The following is a 17,638-nucleotide window of genomic DNA, read 5'->3' on the forward strand; positions in this document are numbered from 1 at the left end:
TCAATCGTTGATTGCACAATCTACTGAAATTCAGAAGGTTTGCACTGATTTATTGGCAGATGTGAGGTCCCCTTCGCGGGAAACGAATGGTAAAGGTGCTTTTGAATAAAAGTCTCTTTCTTTAAAGATCTGCTAACTGATCTTGGTCAAGCAGCCACACCGTTCGCTTATTGCGGCGGATCCATAGTTTCTCTTCAAAGCGTTTTAATTTTCTTGAAAGAGTTTCGGGTGTGGTTCCTAAAAACAACGCCAGCTCCTTCATTTTCATAGGCAGCACAACTTGATCTGATTCGGCAACTTTTGCTAGATCTAGTAGATAAGTTGCTAATCGTTCATCAACTTTTTCCATCATCAGAAAGCGTGCTTGCTGCTCGACTTTTAGCATTTTTTGCGCATTTATTTCTAATAATTTCAAACTTAGCTGAGGGTAATCCAGCAACAACTGCGTAAAATCTCGCTGTTTGAGAACACAAACTTCTGTTTTCTCCAACGCTTCTCCAAACAATAGTTCGTTTCGAACACCAAATAGTTGTTTCTCTCCCTCATAGCCACCGGGTTCAATGACACGCAGGACTTGCTCTTTGCCATTAGCGGAAAGCTGATAGACCTTCAAGCTTCCACGAGCAACGATCACTAACTGATCAGCACTGGTTGGGGTAAATATCAGTTCCCCTTTTTCCTTAATGTGATGTGTAACCAGCATGTGAATCACTCGTTGATCCGTTTCATCTAAATGATTGAACAATGGCACTAATGAAACACACATATGATCCTTTGCCATGGAAATCCTCTCCTATTCGTTACCAGTTTCCCCGCAAAATTGTCTTATCCAAGGAATCAATGGCCTTGCAATCACGCAGAAACTTCTTTAGAAAACTCAAAAACTCAGTCCTGCCGAACTTCTTTTATGGAATGTCTCAAACAGCAACAACAGCTGCGATTGCTCAACAGCCATGCATGTTAACACGCGACGTTTCTTTTTTAATGTACCACTTTTTTTGAGCATCGTACACCCACCAATTAGCACTAGTGTTGACATAAATTTCTGGAAGTTTACTACTTGATGCACCCATTCAAGGATTCCTTCTTCATCAATACTGTTGAGACTAAATCTCCTTGTTGAAGCCTACCCGACTGCTTTGAAATAAGCCATTAATCCCGTGATCGTCTAACGGCTAAATCTATACACGAAAAAATAATTAACGATAGTAATAGAAAAGATCCATTATCCCTTTCCTATTAACTTCCTTCGGCTTCATTCCTTTGTTTCAAGTAATATCAAGCCAACTCTTTTAGTTGAATCCCTTCAACGACATAACCTAGCGTTTCGATCACTTGTTGGATTTCTTGCGGAGTGATGATTTCTGGTTGAAATTCTACTTTTACTTTACTGGCATTGAACAGAACATTCACTTTTGTTACACCAGACTGGCGACTCAACCCTTGTTCGATTTTTTGCATACAAGATGGACAAGTTAAGGTTTGTAATTGAATAATTGATTTCATGACTATTCCTCCTTTATTGATAGTCTTATTTTAATTCTTCTTGTGTCACTAATAATTGATTTGTATCAAGTTTTGACTTATTTGGTTTCGCCAGCAAGCGCATCGCGTTCAAGACAACAAGCAAAATACTTAACTCATGGAAAAACATCCCGCTGGCCATATAGATGAAGCCAAAGACCAAACCTACTAACAAGAATAAAACAGTTCCTAACGCAATCAGAATGTTTTCTTTCATCTTTCTGACGGTTCTTTTCGTTAGTTGATAGGCATAATTTAGTTGCTCGATCCGTGATTGAATCAATACAATATCAGAGGTTTCGACTGCCACATCTGTCCCATTGCCCATCGCAATCCCAATATCAGCAAGTGCAATTGAAGGACTATCATTGATGCCATCTCCCACAAAAGCAACTATCTCCCCTTTTTTCTGTAAATGTCGAATAAAGTCCGCTTTTTCTTCAGGTAAAAGCTCACCATGAATCTCTGTTAACCCTAACGTGTGGCCAATCAAATTTGCGGTGTGTTGATGGTCTCCCGTCAGCATGATCAGCCGTTTTATGCCGCTTTTTCTCAGTGCATGAATCGTTTCTGATGCCCCTGAACGAATCGCATCTTTGATACCAAATAATTGAGTCAATTGCTGATCACACGCTACTAAAACGATTGAATGACCCTGTCCTCGTAATTCATCTTCCTGCCGTTGTACCTCCATCGATAGCTCGATCCCTTGTTCAATCATAAATTGTCTGTTACCGATCAACACATCATGGCCATTTGCAACCGCCTGTACACCGCGTCCCTTATGGATCTTCGTCTGCTCCACATGGACTGCTTCCCAACTTTCCCCGACAGTTCTTGCATACTGAAGAATCGCTTGACCTAATGGATGATCGGATTCTGCTTCTACGGCTGCCGTTAAGGCTAAATCGTCTTTATCGGTAAAAATCTTTGCGGCAGTCACACTTGGCTTGCCTTCAGTCAATGTCCCTGTTTTATCAAAAACAATCGTATCGACACGGCTGAAAGTAGCCATGACTTCGCTGCCTTTAATCAGTACTCCATTCTTGGCACCATTCCCGATCCCCGCAACATTGGCTACCGGAACACCGATAATAAGCGCTCCGGGGCATCCTAGCACCAGTAGCGTGATCGCTAGACGAATCTCTTTAGTAATCAAGCCTATGAGAACAGCCAGCACCAAAATCAGAGGTGTATAATAGGTGGCAAAACGGTCAATCAAACGTTCGGCAGCTGATTTGCTATCTTGTGCCTCTTCAACGAGTTCAATGATTTTACCAAATGTCGTCTCTTCTCCAACTTTTTGAGCTCGGATTTTTAATGTACCGTTTTCGAGAATCGTTCCTGCAAAAACCATTGCGCCTACTGCTTTTCTAACAAGTTCAGCTTCTCCCGTCACTGCTGCTTCTTTTAAGTAGCCCGATCCTTCAACAATCATGCCATCCACTGGCACTTGAGCACCTGCTTTCACCAGCAAGCGATCCCCCACTTTGACTTCTTCAATTGCTACTTCTGCCGTCTTTTCAACGGCGTCTTCATTCGCTGAGGGGATATATTTCCAGGCTTTTGCCGGCGACATATTGATGAGAGATTGAATTGCTGATCGCGTATGGGCTAACGTTTTTTGTTCAAGAACATGACCAAACAAAAAAAGAAAGGTCACAATAGCTGATTCATTGTATTCCCCAATAAAAAGGGCGCCCAGCACTGCCACAGTCACTAATAAGTCAATACTAAGGACTTTCACTTTTGCCGCTTGATAAGCTTGGATAGCAATGGGAAGACCACCAATAACAGAAGCAATAAACAAGCAACTCTCATAGAGTACCTGCTGCTGCAATAAATATTTCCCACCAAATGCAGTGACGATCAGACAACCGCTGATTATTGTCAGCAACACTTGGTTTGCTTGTATCTTTTTTTGGATCTTCAATGTCTCCACTCCTTTTTTGTTTGTAGGGATGATTCAGCGCTAGTTTAACGAAAAGGAGCGAAAAACAAATTGATTTGTATCAAGAAAAAAAGAGCTGCAACATAAGTAGCAACTCGAGGATACTGAATGGCACGATACATCGTGCAAGCCAAAGAGACCTGCTGGATCCTAGTCCTTATTGGGGGGTCTCGGTTGAAAACATATGTTACACCTCTTAAAGGGTGAGTTAGAATGCTTGTAAATTAAAAGTGATCGTATCAGCTTTTTTCAAAAACAGCTCTTGGGCACCTTTATCACTCATTTCATCATTGACTGTATAGACCCAAAATACATTGTTCTTTTGATCTTGACTCATTCCATCGATCGAAGTGATAAAGCCATCTTTTTCTTCAATCGTAAAGTTTTCTTTCATTACTTTCAGTAGTGATTCATTTTCTTGAAAAGCAACTTCTTTTGAGGTGACTTCCTCACCTTTATTCGTGACAACAATCGTAGCTGTTAATTGTTTCTGATCAACAGAACGTTCTGTGCTTTCTGCACTTTGTGCATTTTGGGTATTTTCTGAAGATGTACGCGTGTTTCCTTGACAGCCACTAGTGACAAATAATCCGCCTAACAACACGATTACGACTAACAATTTTTTCATTTATTTATTCCTTCCCGACATACGTCATTAAAATCTACTCTTTTATCCATCGAAAAACATACTAAATATTTACTGAAACACAGGTATATCCCTTATCTCTTCAATCACTAATGATCTATTTTTACAAACCACATTTCAATTGAATTTTACAATTGGTACATGTACTACAACCGCCAATTTCTTCTATTGTTCCTTCATGACAGATGGGACAAATGTCACCAGAAATCACTGGTTCATTCGTTTGGGTGGTAAATTGATCTTCTGCTGGTTCTACTTGAGTGTTCATTTCATTGTCGATTGCTTCCAAAGTCAATACTTGTGAGTCACGGCTGCCATCCACGTATACAGTACCGCCTTTGGCACCACCATCGTAGAGATCCATATAGACTTTCGCCACCTGACTTACAGAATACCCTTTCGGTGCATTGACAGTTTTTGAAATCGAACTATCCACCCAGCGTTGAATCGCACATTGAACACCAACATGTTCTTCTGGGGACAGTTCCATTGCTGAAATGAAGAAGTCTGGCAGCTGATCTTTGTCTTGTTCCGGATGATTCGCAAGATATTCTTCAACGATTGCTGCATTGATCTCAATAAATTTGCCTAATCTGCCACTTCTAAAATAGGAGAAGGAGTAGTAAGGCTCTAATCCTGTTGACACACCGGTCATCGTTCCCGTCGATCCTGTTGGTGCGACAGTCAAAAGATGTGAGTTGCGAATCCCAAATTGCATCACCCCTTCACGAATATGGGCTGGCATTTTTTTCATATACCCTGTGTCAATAAACTTCTCTCGTAATGCTTGTGTCTCTTGATCATCTTTCCCAATCAAAAATGGAAAACTACCCTTTTCTTTTGCTAAATCAATGGAGGCTTCATAGGCGGTGATAGCAATCGTCTCAAAAATCTGATCGACTAATTGATTGCCTTCTGCTGAACCATAAGTTTTCTCACAATAGATCAGTAGATCGGCTAAGCCCATGATGCCAAGTCCAACACGTCTTTCACCTTTCGCTTGGCGCTCATTTTTATCAAAGAAGTAAGGGGTCGCATCAATGACATTGTCTTGAAAACGAACCGCGGTTTTAACCGTTTCTCTTAATTTAGCAAAATCAACTGTCCCCGTTTGATGATCGGCCATGTTTGCCAAATTGACTGCTGCTAGATTACATACAGCATAAGGTGTTAACGGCTGTTCACCACAAGGATTCGTCGCAACCACTTTTTGCCCATAGGCTGTAGCATTGGTCATTTTATTGGCATTATCGATAAAGAAGATACCGGGTTCAGCTGAGTACGTGGCACAAAAAGTGATCAAATTCCACAATTCACGAGCCCTGATCCTTTGATAGGTTTTTACTTTATGACCGGCGGCTTCCCATTCTCGTACATCTCCGACTTCTGCCCACTTTGCATCGTATTCCGCCATTTCTTCTTCGGAATAATTATCGATATCTGGGAAACGCAGCGCATACCAATCGTCTTTCTTTACTGCATCCATGAATTCTTCTGTCAAACAAACAGAAATATTCGCTCCAGTCAAGAAGTCGCTGTTTTTAACCGTATAACTTCCTCCATGCCGTAGCTTTTCTTTTGCTGTCTTGATCATTTCATTTTGCTCGGTATCTGATGATTCTGGAAGCTGAGCAATATGGGTATACATTTTTTCTTCCATTTTTGACAAAGGATCAAAATGAAGTTTTTCATTGATTAACTGTTTGATGGTGTCATTTTTCAATGTTTTGTTTAACTGCAGCAATACTGCAGGATTCTGGATTTTAGAAATAATGAACGCCAAAATGTCTGGATGCCAGTCAGCCATCATGATCATCTGTGCGCCGCGACGACTTCCCCCTTGCTCGACCAGATTCGTCAAATTGGCTAAGTCATTCAACCAAGAGACGGCACCAGAGGATCGCCCGCTGACACCATGGACCACACAAGCTTTTGGCCGTAAAGTTGAACCATTAGTACCAACTCCTCCGCCCCGACTCATAATCTCCATCACTTCTTGTCTGTGTACAGCGATTCCTTTACGAGAGTCGTGAATGAAAGGCATCACAAAGCAATTGAAATAGGTAACTTGAGACTTAGTACCAGCGCCATAAAGGACTCGACCTGCTGGAATCAGATTTTGTTCGGCAATCTGCTGATAAAACTGCTCAAGAAACAACTCCTGCTCTAACTCTTTATCGGAAATCCCTCTAGCGACTCGGCGAGCGATTTGTTCGAAATAAAGTTCCAGTGGTTTTTCGATCTCATTTTTCCGTCGTTTAACAAGACCACTAACTTGTTCAGCAGTATTTTCTATAGCTGAGCGATACTCTTCTTCAACCTCTATGGAGACCATGTCGTCATCAATAGACTTTACCCATCCGATGCCTCGAGCAGGATATTGAGGATCTTCTTTTGTGGTTAAAATAACCAAATCACCCTTATCTAATGTTTGGTGGTTTTGATCCTTGAAAGAATAGCGATCGAGCATGATCAAGCGAGAAATTCCCTCAAATGTGTTCGTCATCTCAGTAGTGATTGCTGAGACTTCTGGGAACATATGAATGTCCTCGTTTAGCTTGCTTATCGTTTGTTTACTGTAATTCATTTTTTGTGCCACCTTCCCATACTCAACATATTGTGTCTGGAATTCATTATCACACTACATAATGTGTTTTTCAATCTTGAAATTTATTTTTTTTCATGTATAATGAGAACAATTATCAATTAGAAAGACGGCGATTTCGATGTTCCAGCCTCATAGCCATATATTTTCCGTTCAAAAAATTTCTCTATTAGCACTCCTTACTGCGTCTTGTATCGTTGGACGCTTATTTTTTGTCTGGATCCCCAACGTTCAGCCCATGAGTGCTGTTTTATTTTTATTAGCCCTGGCAGGCAGTTTGTCTGATGCTTTGATCGTTGCTTTATTGAGTTTGCTTGGTACAAATATCTATTTAGGGATGGGGCCTTGGACGATCAGCCAATTTGTAGCACTGGCTGCTATGATTACTTTTTTTCATCTGGGAGGAAAAATATCTCTCATAAAGCAAAGCCGCTTAATCCAAGCACTTCTAGCGTTCATTTGTGGTATTCTATACGGTTTGATCGTTTCTATGATGGAAGTTTGGCTTTATCAGTTTCCTTCTTTTACAGCCTATTATCTTCAAGGCTTCGTATTTGATTTGTTTCATGCTAGCGGAAACTTCCTGTTTTATTTGATCTTATTCCCCGTATTTGAGCGAATGATGCCCGCATTAAATAAATGGAGAAAATAGAAAAGCGTAATCTTTGCTCGAACCATCACCAAATTAGGAGCACTTACCAACTCTTTTGTCAAAGAAACGTGAAGCGGATTCGTCAAAAAAAATCTTTTTACCAAGTTAGCCTAGGCTTCTTAACAAGGTAAAAAGATTTTTATTGTTTGAAGAGAACTTTCTGATTCACTGTTCCTGTTTTATCCTATTTTTCTGTTGTGGGTAGTCAAGGCGATGCAACTGATAGAGTGCGTCTTCTTCCGTTTTGACTAACGAAAAATTCAGTTTTTCTAAAAGTTTTATCGAAGCTAGATTTCCAGGCGCTACCTCTGCTTTTACTGATTGAACACCTTGATCAAACAGCCACTGTATCGTCGCTTGAATCACTTCTGAGCCGTATCCTTTTTGAGACTCATGAGGATGGATAGTGTAACCGATCCAGAAAAAATCTGCTTCATTTTTTAAATAGATATCACCGATCAGCCGTTCATCTAAAGTGTGCACAACTGCTAAATTTTTGCCTTCAGAAAAACTTTTTGTATGCAGCAATTCTTTGATATACGCAGCTTTTTCCATGTTTTTGAAACCTTGGTACTTCATCCACTCTAAATCATTTCTATAGGTCATAACTGTTGGGATATCTTCGATCCTAAAATCACGGATAAAACAACGTGGTGTGCAAAAATACATGATACCCCTCCTCATTGCATCTTGACCCTTATCTCAAGTAGAGAGTCAACTGACGTTTTGCTTATTGAAAATAAACTCGCTAGTTCCTTGATCTTGGGTGAACAAAAATTTTTTCGTAAGAAAGAACCTTGACTTTCTTTTGATTCATTTGAGCAATGGTTTCTTTAGTGGGCCGAAAACCTAACGATCGCCAAAATTTACCCGCTGGTTGATTATTCAATAAAACGGCCAAGGCTAGTTTCGTCATCCCTTCAGAAAGAAGAATTTCTTCTAATTTATGAACGATTGCTTTCCCGTGTCCTTGCCTCTTTTCATTGATCAGCAATAATCCAATATAAGCGGTTTGCTCTTCTGGATAGTCAACTAAGTAGTCAAGGATCGCCACCGGCTTTGTATCCTTTCTAACTAAAAAAAAGCGTTTATTTTCTTTCTTTACTGATTCAGGCTTATCTACCATATCTTGTTTTAATAACTGCAAGGAAGCCACATCATCCGTTAAAGAAAAATACGGCTGATTATTTAAATAGATGGAAACAGCTTCCTGTTCATTTGCGTCAGTCACTCTCTCGAAAGTAAACATTGGTCAACTCCTTTAAAACTTTTTCTTTTGTGATTGTCTCAAGTCATTTTCTTGTCTGTTCTATGCTTGATGTGCTGCAGTCTGCTGCGGTTGGCAGCCAGCAACGAAATACATTTCAATGGGATTTTTCCGTAACTTCTTTCTCTCTTTTTAGGATTACTGTCAAATCTGCGAGATATTTCTCCTGTTGCTTCTTCAAATATCTTTTAGCAAATGGTTTCAAATAAAACTTCTTCAGCGTTACCTCTTCCGTAAAGATCATATCTGTCTGAGCACCTGATTTGGTGAATTTTCCTTGCCAACGCCCTCGCATATTTGTGTTTTCCATCGTAAATGAATACAACGTGAAAGGCTCTTTGTCGATAATCGTAAATGTTGTGGGATACCCGCTTTTTGTGTATTCGATAAACTGCCTTTCATTGATCACCTCAATTTTACTTAAATCACTTCGCCAAGAATAGTCCTGAAGATTGGTGACAATTTGCCAGATCTTTTGGATATCCTGATCAATACTGGCACGAATCGTTGCCTTGACCATAGAGTTCCTCCGTTATCATTAATTTGTGTTGGTATCTGTCCAAGAAATGCTCATTCGTTCAACGTTCTTTTAAGAAGATTCTCATGGAACGCAGTCGCCGCTCCTTTCCATTCGTCCCTTCAATAAGTGAAGGGCTCAGACTATCTCTGTCAGGACAAATGGCTTCACATACGTTTCTACAAAGTCGACCCGATCAAGGACCGTAGGTTTGAAATACGCGGTTACAGCAATAACCAGTTTGTTTTTCGAATCAACGTAAATGACATTGCCGCTATTGCCAATTGCTGAATAGACATTCTGCTTTGGGTCTAGTATCCACCATAAATACCCATAGTGCATCTGCTGAAATTGGATTAGAGCTGGCTGCGTTGGTGTACTCATTTCTGCGATCCATTCAGCAGAGACAATTTGTTTTCCTTTGTGTCGGCCTTGGTTCAAGCAGAGTTCGCCAATTTTCGCCATATCGCTGGCTGACAAGCACAAACCATAACCAGCTGTACCAACACCCAATGGATCACAAAACCAAACCGGCTCCTTTGGCTCTTTTCCGATAGTGAACTGCTTGTGTTCTGCTGCTGTTTCGGCATGGTAATTGTGATGTCGACTAACGCCGATGGGTTCAAATAAATAGCTGTTTGCAAAATCAACCGTGGTCATTTTTGTTGCTTGGCATAATAAACCAGTCAAAATATGCAGACAAACTGTTCGATAATCAAATTGATTCGTCAACCCTTTTCTTCCACCCAAAAAGTCTAAAGAAGCTTTCGTCCAATCTTGGCTAGTACAGACTTTTGTCCAAGGATCTCCTTTTCCTTTATAAGGTGCCTGCATGGTGAGTAAGTGTTTGATGGTCACGTCATAGATCGTTTTTTCTCCTCGTTTCACGCTATAATCAGGAAAATAATCAAGGACTTTATCTTCAATACTATAAATTTTTCCCTGATCGATGGCGATTCCTATCAACAACGATACTACGCTTTTTGTCGCCGACATCACATGGCAAGTATCATTTCTCTGATAATGATTCCATTCATCTGAATAGACTTCTTCGTGGTTCTTGTAAGCAACAATTTGACAAATATTTGGCTGGGTACTCGTAATCAACTCATGCAATTCTGCTTTTTTCATCATCATTCTCCTTTCAAGAATAAGCATAAATCCATTAAAAATAGATTACAAGGCTCCTTCTTCGGAGAATTAAAATTTTCAGAATAGTTTTGCATTCAATTGATTTCTTCCATGCTTTGAAAAAAGCGACACTCAAAGTCAATTTATGACCAATAAAACCCAGTAATTAGAGAACACTACCTAAACCTTTCACAATGAGTTTAAGAGCGGAATCAGCCAATAATTGACAGGACTTTCTTTGATCACATGTCAACAATTTTTCTTACAGTATTGGCTGTTCGGATGGTCAGTTGATCCTTTACCTTTGGCTTTGCGGTCTTTGCCCACCAATTTGTTTTTTGATGTTCTTTGCGAATAAAGGACCAAAAGACAATGTCTTTATAAGGATACACTCTTTCAAAGTCCGCTTTTGGTTCACCAATCTCAGTCAGTAAAACTTCAAAAGACAATGGCTTCATCATAAATATGACGTTGTCATAAATTTCTTTGTTCTCATCTCCCCACCATTCAGGAGCATTTGCTAATAATTCTTTTAGTTCGGCTTGTAAAATCACATGAATGGGAATGTCTAACTCAAAGCCGAGCTTGATCCTTGTTCTCATTTTATTGGCTAAAATCTGTGGGTCCTCTCTGTTACTGGAAAAGATAACATTGCCACTGTTTAGATAAGTGACAACATCTGTAAATTCGTCTTTCTTTAATTCTTCTTTTAATTCAGACATACTCAACTTATTTTTCCCGCCGACATTGATTCCCCTTAATAAAGCAACATATCGATCCATTCTTCTGACTCCTTTACCAGGTTCACTTTCGTTTCTGCACCAAGAACACTTTTAAAGAAAAGTTCTTTTCGTCTCTAGTCCACTTCAACACACCTATTTACTTCTAGATAAAAAGCATAGTTTTCGTAACTGCCTTGCTTTTCAACATTCATTCTGAAAGATCTTTGAAATAAAGCCCAGTTCCTTCATCCAATTCAAAGCCGTTTTTTTCCAACACAGCGATTGAAACTTGATTTTCTGGCACTGGATCTGCAATGATTCGACGAGCCTGTTCATGGCTCATGATATGGATGACGAGTGCTTTGATCAGCATATTTCCAAATCCTTTTTTGAGATACGTCTCTTCCCCAATGAAATAATCAATGCCAAATGTTCCAGCCGGCTCATGTTCCCATGGATACCCTTTAACGGTCTTTTCACACACGTAATATTGGCAGAATCCGATGGGCTTATCATCAAGAAGGACGATAAAATGATGGATATAATCAAATTCTCCTGTTTCATTTCTGATTTCCGTCAACCAATCTTCTGCCGAACCAAGCCATTTCTTGATATACTCTTTTCTTAACCAGCGATCGACTAGTTCGATCTCATTGGTCAATGGACGAAGTGTCAAACAAGTTTCTGTCATTTTCTTGCCTCCTGTTCTGCTGAATTGCCAAAAATGCTATGCTAAGTTGGTTAATATTTCTTGATAACGTTTCGTTGCTAATTGACTGGCCTGTCCCTTTTTACAAAAATTCATCTTTCCTAACTTCGGCACAACACGTTCTACAATGACTTTGCCCTCTACTAATTTTGTTTCAAATTGGTGTAACGCTTCCAAAAAGCGCTCATCTCGTTTCGCATAAGGGTAAAAGGACAAAACATACAGATAATAAAAGAGATTATATCCCCTAAAAGGATATTCCGTCTGCATAAACAGCGTGCCAATGCCATAATGACAAGGACTGATTGGCTTTTTCAGTCTCCAATGCGTCAACAGAAACTCGATCGCAGGATGGATAACCGCTTGATTCTTTGCGAATGGACTATAGCGAAAGGCATCTAATACCGTTAAAGTCGTCATCGGTGTAGAATACTCCGTTTCAGGTCCTCGACCAAAGCTATACTTGTTGCATTTCCAACCCCCATCTTCTTGCTGTGTGGAAATAAAATAGTCGAAGGTCTTAAGAAGCCGTTGATCTTCCGCATAACCGAGAGCACAAAGGTTCCTTAGGGCTAACGCCGTATGGCAAGGATACAGCCCACCAGATGGGGAAGTTTTGAAACGGCCATCTTCTCTCCAAGTGCTGAAAATCAGCTCCGCTGTTTCTGTTAGGATCGCATCCTGGGGAGACACTCCCAGTTCAAGTAAGTACATTGGACTTTCTAACGTGGTAAACGGAGCCCCTTTCAATAATTTTCGGTCCTCAGTCGTCCAGTAATCGGCGCCATTGTCGTATCGATGTGCGATAATCTCTTCTATGTCTTCCAAATAAAGTTTATCCATAGCCTTCTCCTCTGCCTAAATTAGACTGCAAGCAAATATAAACTGGATTTCCTGTAAAAAAACTTAGTAGCACGTCTCTAGCAACTCTCCTTGTTTCTCTGGTCAATCCTGTTCGAAGAAAACCCGATAAGCATTCGTTTTGCAGGATTTTTGTCATTTTTTCAACCGAATGTCTTGAACGGTGAGTGAAAAACTATCGCATTGATTTTCCTCAAGTTTACTATTTCCCTGTTTGAAAGTAAAATGGAGAATGAATCAATCATCTACTTCAGAAGTTACCAATTTTGATTAAATTGGTTTGCCTTTGAAAACAAAAAGACGACTCTTTTGTAGAGACGTCTTTAACAATCCATTCAATCCACATGTAAGATGAATCATCCACCTCATTAAGTATATGATTTTATCGGTTTAACTTTCCTTCTCAACTAACTTTCTTACATAAGCTACCAACGGTTCAATAGCGGTTCTATCACTAAAATCGACCGTCTGTCCATATGTTTCAATCAATGCTTTGTTTTCCGAAGTAAGTTCAGCATCAGGTACTTTTTTTAACGAGTTTATTATCATTTTTAACAGCAGTTTATTTGCCATGCTTAATTGTGTATAATCGATTCCGCCTCGAAAATGAAACATACCTTCGGGAATGCTTTTTAATTTTTGAAGACTCTTATCTAAATCAGCATAATCCGTACCGACGGGATCGCTCAGACCAACTGTAAATACAACCAGATGATCGAAAAGGTTTCGTTTCAGTAAATCAACACCAGTGATTTTCCCAGCATAAATAGGACCGCCAAAAATGACAAATGAATATTTACGCAATTCTACGTCTTTGACTTTTTTCCCGTCGATAAGTGCTGCGTTCAACTCTTCTGCAATCCATCTGGCATATTTTTCTGTCATCCCATGTTTAGAAAAGTATACAACCGCTAGGTTATCCTTCATCATGATCCATCTCCTTGATTATGCGTTCCAGATTCTCTATCATCTTTAGTGTGACTTGAGAAGCAATTGCCAATTCATTGTCTGTTATTCCTGTAAAAACTTTATCTCGAAAATCTTGACTTTCTTTTTCACTTTGTTTTGCCAACTGTTGTCCTTTTTTTGTCACGAAAACTTCTTTGACCCGCTTATCCTGGGCACTTTGATTAACTGATACAAGTCCTTCTTTTTCCATTGTGTCGAGCATCTTGGCAATATTTTGTCTTGTTGTATTCATCGTACTCGCTAATTCATTGACGCTAGGTACACTCACTTTAGAAAGTTCTCTAAGATTCATTAGTAAAAACCATTGTTTCGTGGTTAATCCAGTGACAGATTTGTCTCCTGCAAATTGGAGCTTGTTCGCTAGGATAAATGTTCCGCCAAATAATAGATGTCTAGGATTTTCTGGGGCCTTCATCAGCATTTCCCTTTCATAATAGGTAATAGGTTACCTATATTATATGCACCCTATTGCTTATTATCAAGATTAAGTTGTCGCGTTTAGTTTATTACATTAAAATGCGCCTTCTTCTCGTAATCGCTAGCTTTTGTTCATCTACTTAAAAAGAACGGCTCAGGATATTTCCTGAGTCGTTCTGATATTTGTTTAATCTTACTTGGTCAACAAGACCACACATTCCACATGAGTGGTTTGTGGGAATAGATCAACTGGCTGGACTTGTTTTGTCACATAGCCTTCTTCTGCAAATAGCGCTAGGTCACGTGCTAGTGTGGCTGGGTTGCAAGAAATATAGACAATGCGCTCTGGCTTAACCGCAGCCGTTGTCTCGATAAAGCTAGCTTCTAGACCTTTTCTTGGCGGATCGACAAAGACAACAGTTGGCTGAATGCCTTCACGTAACCATTGAGGCATAATCTTCTCCGCTTTGCCTACAAAGTAATGAACATTTTCTAAGCCATTTCTCGCAGCATTTGCTTTGGCATCTTCGACCGCTTCAGCAACAACTTCCATTCCGAGAACTTCTTGGACACGATCAGCTAAACTGATTCCGATGGTTCCGATTCCGGCATATGCATCCACGACAATGTCATCCGGCTGTAGATCTGCTAATTCAAACGCTTTTTGATACAGCACTTCTGTTTGGGCCGTATTGACTTGGTAGAAAGATTTGGCAGAGATTTGGAACGTCTTATCGAACAATTGGTCATCAATCGAAGCTTTTCCATAAAGGACTTTCTCTGCATCACCCATGATGACATTGGTTTTTTCTTCATTGATATTTTGGATCACCGATACTACTTCAGGAAGCTCTTCATGAATGACTTCAGCAATCTCTTCTCCTTTGAAAAACTTCGCTTTTCGTGTGACTAAAACGACCATCATTTCACCTGAGTGGTGTCCGCGACGGATCACAACGTGTCGTAAAAAGCCTTCGTGAGCTTCTTCGTTGTAGGCTTTGACGTTAAAACGCTGCAAAATGTTCCGCACGGTTACGATCGCTTGATCGATCGCCGGATCTTGGATATAGAAATCTTCGATTGGCACCAAGGTATGACTATTTTTGCGGTAAAAACCAGTAGTCAACTGCCCTTTGATTTTTTGTACGGGAATCTGCGCTTTGTTACGGTAGCCAAAAGGTTGTTCCATGCCGATCGTAGGCAATACCTCAACTTGCGGCATTTTCGCGACTTTTGCTAAAACATTCTCTACTTGTTGTTGTTTGAATACCAATTGCTTTTCGTACTTCAGATGACTCAAAGGTGCGATACCGGTTCGCAATAAATCTTCATTTGGCAACTCTTGACGATCTGGACTCGTTTGTAACAGTTTCATCACTTTGGCAAAACCAAATTTGTTGCCAACTTTCAAGACTTTGACTAGCGCACGTTCGCCGGGTAATGTGTTTTCAATAAAAAGTAAATAGCCATCGACTTTGGCGATGCCGTTTCCTTCATGGGAAAGATCTAAAATATCGACCTCAAGCTCCTGGTTCTTCTTAACAGGATAATTTTTCATAGGTTTCTCCTTTGTGCTTGCTTTTCTCATTTTAAAAAGGAATCGCTGAAATTGCAAGCGCTGTTTATTTTGATGATGGCTCTTCGCCAACATTTTGAACAAAAAACAGCCGAAGGACAGAATCGGCTGATTGCTTTTAGGCTCTGCGGCGAAGAGCCGCTGCACCACAAGAGCAATTCCTTTTCTATCCTTCGGAAAATCATCTACACGAGAAGTCTTAGACTTCCTTAGGTGTTTTATTTATCAGCTGTTTTTCTTTTTCTGTGATTTTTCCCGTTCGCTCTTGTTCAAGATTTGTTTTCTCAAACGAATGCTTTCTGGGGTTACTTCACAGTATTCATCATCGTTCAAGAATTCCAATGATTCTTCCAAAGAAAGAATACGAGGTTTCTTGATAACGGATGTTTGGTCTTTGTTTGCTGAACGAACGTTAGTCATTTGTTTTGCTTTCGTGATATTAACGGTTAAGTCTTTGTCACGAGAGTTTTCACCAATGATCATTCCTTCGTATACTTCGGTACCTGGTTCAACAAAAACAGTTCCCCGTTCTTCAATACTCATGATCGAGTAAGTCGTTGCTTTACCTGTATCGATAGAAACCAGTGCCCCTTGATGACGACCACCGATTTGACCTTGGATCATTGGCAAATATTGATCGAAGGTGTGGTGCATGATGCCGTAACCGCGAGTCATAGATAAGAATTCTGTCGTATAACCGATCAATCCTCGAGCAGGTGCCAAGAAAATGATCCGCACTTGTCCATTTCCTGTATTGATCATGTCTTGCATTTCTGCTTTACGCATGCCCAATGATTCGATGACTGATCCCATGTATTCTTCCGGTGTATCGATTTGAACACGTTCAAATGGTTCACATTTCACACCATCAATTTCACGTTCAATGACTTCTGGACGAGAAACTTGCAATTCAAAGCCTTCACGACGCATATTTTCGATCAAGATCGACAAATGAAGTTCTCCACGGCCAGAAACGATCCATGAGTCAGGTCCAATTGGATCAACACGCAATGACACGTCTGTTTGCAATTGAGCCATCAAGCGCTCTTCGATTTTACGTGCTGTAACGAATTTTCCTTCACGACCAGCAAAAGGAGAATTGTTCACGATGAATGTCATTTGCAATGTTGGTTCATCAATATGCAGCACAGGTAATGAATCTTGGTGATCAATTGGTGTCACTGTTTCACCAACGAAGATATCTTCCATTCCGGAAACCGCGATCAAATCACCGGCTTTGGCTTCTTGGATCTCTAAACGTTTCAAACCAAAGAAACCGAAAAGTTTCGTTACACGGAATTTTTTGACTTCTCCATTTAATTTCATCAATGCAACTTGGTCGCCGACTTTGATTGATCCGCGGAAGACACGACCAATTCCGATACGTCCAACATAATCATTATAATCAAGCAATGATACTTGGAATTGCAAAGGTTCGTCACTGTTGTCGATTGGTGCTGGAATGTGTTCAATGATCGTATCGAACAATGGCGCCATCGTTTTTTGCTGATCAGCTGGATCGTCTGATGCACTAGATGTACCGTTGATTGCAGAAGCGTAAATGACTGGGAAATCTAATTGGTCGTCATCTGCCCCTAATTCAATAAATAATTCCAACACTTCATCGACAACGTGTTCTGGACGAGCAGATGGTTTATCAATTTTGTTTACAACAACGATCGGCACTAAATGTTGTTCCAACGCTTTTTTCAATACAAAACGTGTTTGCGGCATCGTTCCTTCATACGCATCAACAACTAAGACAACACCGTCGACCATTTTCATGATTCGTTCCACTTCTCCACCGAAGTCCGCGTGTCCTGGGGTATCCATGATGTTGATTTTTGTGCCATTGTATTCAACAGCCGTATTTTTTGCTAAGATCGTGATACCACGTTCTTTCTCGATCGCATTTGAATCCATCGCCCGTTCTTGTAATTGGGTATGGCTATCTAACGTTTGGGATTGTTTCAATAATTCATCAACTAATGTAGTTTTTCCGTGGTCAACGTGGGCAATAATAGCGACGTTGCGGATATCATTTCTAATATTCAATTTATAAACTCCTTTTTTGGTGACATTGCACTCGAC

17 protein-coding genes are annotated in these 17,638 nt (G+C 40.2%); 1 reads left to right on the top strand and 16 read right to left on the bottom strand.

What is annotated here, in order from left to right; translation table 11 throughout:
- Positions 1-121 precede the first annotated feature (121 nt).
- From ACTFWY_RS00240 to ACTFWY_RS00260, 5 genes are all read right to left on the bottom strand, one after another.
- Positions 122-781, bottom strand: coding sequence for a Crp/Fnr family transcriptional regulator (locus ACTFWY_RS00240; RefSeq protein WP_060814851.1), 660 nt, complete (start codon positions 779-781; stop codon positions 122-124).
- Positions 782-1,278: 497 nt separating this feature from the next.
- A complete protein-coding gene (locus ACTFWY_RS00245; protein WP_060814852.1) occupies positions 1,279-1,506 on the bottom strand; it encodes a heavy-metal-associated domain-containing protein in 228 nt (75 codons plus the stop codon).
- A 25-nt stretch (positions 1,507-1,531) separates the two neighbouring features.
- Positions 1,532-3,457, bottom strand: a complete 1,926-nt coding sequence (locus ACTFWY_RS00250; protein WP_060814853.1) for a heavy metal translocating P-type ATPase — start codon at positions 3,455-3,457, stop codon at positions 1,532-1,534.
- A 226-nt stretch (positions 3,458-3,683) separates the two neighbouring features.
- Positions 3,684-4,103, bottom strand: a complete 420-nt coding sequence (locus tag ACTFWY_RS00255) for a DUF4430 domain-containing protein (protein WP_138371810.1) — start codon at positions 4,101-4,103, stop codon at positions 3,684-3,686.
- Positions 4,104-4,224: 121 nt separating this feature from the next.
- Positions 4,225-6,708 (bottom strand): vitamin B12-dependent ribonucleotide reductase, encoded by a 2,484-nt coding sequence (locus ACTFWY_RS00260; protein WP_208775278.1) that lies wholly within the window; start codon positions 6,706-6,708, stop codon positions 4,225-4,227.
- A 139-nt stretch (positions 6,709-6,847) separates the two neighbouring features.
- Between ACTFWY_RS00260 and ACTFWY_RS00265 the strand changes: the two genes are divergently transcribed.
- Positions 6,848-7,378: a hypothetical protein gene (locus tag ACTFWY_RS00265; RefSeq protein ID WP_060814856.1), complete on the top strand. Its 531-nt coding sequence runs from the start codon at positions 6,848-6,850 to the stop codon at positions 7,376-7,378.
- Between the two features lie 165 nt (positions 7,379-7,543).
- On the opposite strand, the gene ACTFWY_RS00270 is transcribed toward ACTFWY_RS00265, so the two are convergent.
- From ACTFWY_RS00270 to typA, 11 genes are all read right to left on the bottom strand, one after another.
- Positions 7,544-8,047 (bottom strand): GNAT family N-acetyltransferase, encoded by a 504-nt coding sequence (locus ACTFWY_RS00270; protein WP_228073945.1) that lies wholly within the window; start codon positions 8,045-8,047, stop codon positions 7,544-7,546.
- 79 nt (positions 8,048-8,126) lie between these two features.
- Positions 8,127-8,627 (bottom strand): GNAT family N-acetyltransferase, encoded by a 501-nt coding sequence (locus tag ACTFWY_RS00275; RefSeq protein ID WP_003127245.1) that lies wholly within the window; start codon positions 8,625-8,627, stop codon positions 8,127-8,129.
- Positions 8,628-8,742: 115 nt separating this feature from the next.
- Positions 8,743-9,165 (bottom strand): SRPBCC family protein, encoded by a 423-nt coding sequence (locus tag ACTFWY_RS00280; RefSeq protein ID WP_311811085.1) that lies wholly within the window; start codon positions 9,163-9,165, stop codon positions 8,743-8,745.
- A gap of 135 nt (positions 9,166-9,300) precedes the next feature.
- A complete protein-coding gene (locus ACTFWY_RS00285; protein WP_005472538.1) occupies positions 9,301-10,293 on the bottom strand; it encodes a serine hydrolase domain-containing protein in 993 nt (330 codons plus the stop codon).
- A gap of 242 nt (positions 10,294-10,535) precedes the next feature.
- Positions 10,536-11,075, bottom strand: a complete 540-nt coding sequence (locus tag ACTFWY_RS00290) for a DUF1697 domain-containing protein (RefSeq protein ID WP_003127242.1) — start codon at positions 11,073-11,075, stop codon at positions 10,536-10,538.
- A gap of 148 nt (positions 11,076-11,223) precedes the next feature.
- The gene (locus ACTFWY_RS00295; RefSeq protein WP_113849782.1) at positions 11,224-11,706 is read right to left on the bottom strand and encodes a GNAT family N-acetyltransferase; all 483 of its coding nucleotides are present in this window, start codon (positions 11,704-11,706) and stop codon (positions 11,224-11,226) included.
- A 36-nt stretch (positions 11,707-11,742) separates the two neighbouring features.
- A complete protein-coding gene (locus ACTFWY_RS00300; RefSeq protein WP_156247358.1) occupies positions 11,743-12,567 on the bottom strand; it encodes a prenyltransferase in 825 nt (274 codons plus the stop codon).
- Positions 12,568-12,975: 408 nt separating this feature from the next.
- A complete protein-coding gene (locus ACTFWY_RS00305; protein WP_311811084.1) occupies positions 12,976-13,515 on the bottom strand; it encodes a flavodoxin domain-containing protein in 540 nt (179 codons plus the stop codon).
- Positions 13,502-13,969, bottom strand: a complete 468-nt coding sequence (locus ACTFWY_RS00310; protein WP_225585947.1) for a MarR family winged helix-turn-helix transcriptional regulator — start codon at positions 13,967-13,969, stop codon at positions 13,502-13,504. Before ACTFWY_RS00310 ends, ACTFWY_RS00305 begins: the two co-directional genes overlap by 14 nt.
- A gap of 195 nt (positions 13,970-14,164) precedes the next feature.
- Positions 14,165-15,529, bottom strand: a complete 1,365-nt coding sequence (rlmD, locus tag ACTFWY_RS00315) for a 23S rRNA (uracil(1939)-C(5))-methyltransferase RlmD (protein ID WP_311811083.1) — start codon at positions 15,527-15,529, stop codon at positions 14,165-14,167.
- A 243-nt stretch (positions 15,530-15,772) separates the two neighbouring features.
- Positions 15,773-17,602 carry a translational GTPase TypA gene (gene typA, locus ACTFWY_RS00320; protein ID WP_003127228.1) on the bottom strand — a complete coding sequence of 610 codons (1,830 nt, stop codon included), beginning with the start codon at positions 17,600-17,602 and terminating at the stop codon, positions 15,773-15,775.
- Between the last annotated feature and the right edge of the window lie 36 nt (positions 17,603-17,638).

Origin of the sequence: Enterococcus sp. 125944, from assembly GCF_051909435.1 — a bacterium.
GTDB classification, from domain to species: Bacteria; Bacillota; Bacilli; order Lactobacillales; family Enterococcaceae; genus Enterococcus_D; species Enterococcus_D gallinarum.

Bases quoted from the DNA above. Each gene is read 5' to 3' on its own strand.
- ACTFWY_RS00240 (WP_060814851.1), bottom strand. From the start codon at position 781: ATGGCAAAGGATCATATGTGTGTTTCATTAGTGCCATTGTTCAATCAT.
- ACTFWY_RS00245 (WP_060814852.1), bottom strand. From the start codon at position 1,506: ATGAAATCAATTATTCAATTACAAACCTTAACTTGTCCATCTTGTATG.
- ACTFWY_RS00255 (WP_138371810.1), bottom strand. From the start codon at position 4,103: ATGAAAAAATTGTTAGTCGTAATCGTGTTGTTAGGCGGATTATTTGTC.
- ACTFWY_RS00260 (WP_208775278.1), bottom strand. From the start codon at position 6,708: ATGAATTACAGTAAACAAACGATAAGCAAGCTAAACGAGGACATTCAT.
- ACTFWY_RS00265 (WP_060814856.1), top strand. From the start codon at position 6,848: ATGTTCCAGCCTCATAGCCATATATTTTCCGTTCAAAAAATTTCTCTA.
- ACTFWY_RS00270 (WP_228073945.1), bottom strand. From the start codon at position 8,047: ATGTATTTTTGCACACCACGTTGTTTTATCCGTGATTTTAGGATCGAA.
- ACTFWY_RS00275 (WP_003127245.1), bottom strand. From the start codon at position 8,627: ATGTTTACTTTCGAGAGAGTGACTGACGCAAATGAACAGGAAGCTGTT.
- ACTFWY_RS00280 (WP_311811085.1), bottom strand. From the start codon at position 9,165: ATGGTCAAGGCAACGATTCGTGCCAGTATTGATCAGGATATCCAAAAG.
- ACTFWY_RS00285 (WP_005472538.1), bottom strand. From the start codon at position 10,293: ATGAAAAAAGCAGAATTGCATGAGTTGATTACGAGTACCCAGCCAAAT.
- ACTFWY_RS00290 (WP_003127242.1), bottom strand. From the start codon at position 11,075: ATGGATCGATATGTTGCTTTATTAAGGGGAATCAATGTCGGCGGGAAA.
- ACTFWY_RS00295 (WP_113849782.1), bottom strand. From the start codon at position 11,706: ATGACAGAAACTTGTTTGACACTTCGTCCATTGACCAATGAGATCGAA.
- ACTFWY_RS00300 (WP_156247358.1), bottom strand. From the start codon at position 12,567: ATGGATAAACTTTATTTGGAAGACATAGAAGAGATTATCGCACATCGA.
- ACTFWY_RS00305 (WP_311811084.1), bottom strand. From the start codon at position 13,515: ATGATGAAGGATAACCTAGCGGTTGTATACTTTTCTAAACATGGGATG.
- ACTFWY_RS00310 (WP_225585947.1), bottom strand. From the start codon at position 13,969: ATGAAGGCCCCAGAAAATCCTAGACATCTATTATTTGGCGGAACATTT.
- rlmD (WP_311811083.1), bottom strand. From the start codon at position 15,529: ATGAAAAATTATCCTGTTAAGAAGAACCAGGAGCTTGAGGTCGATATT.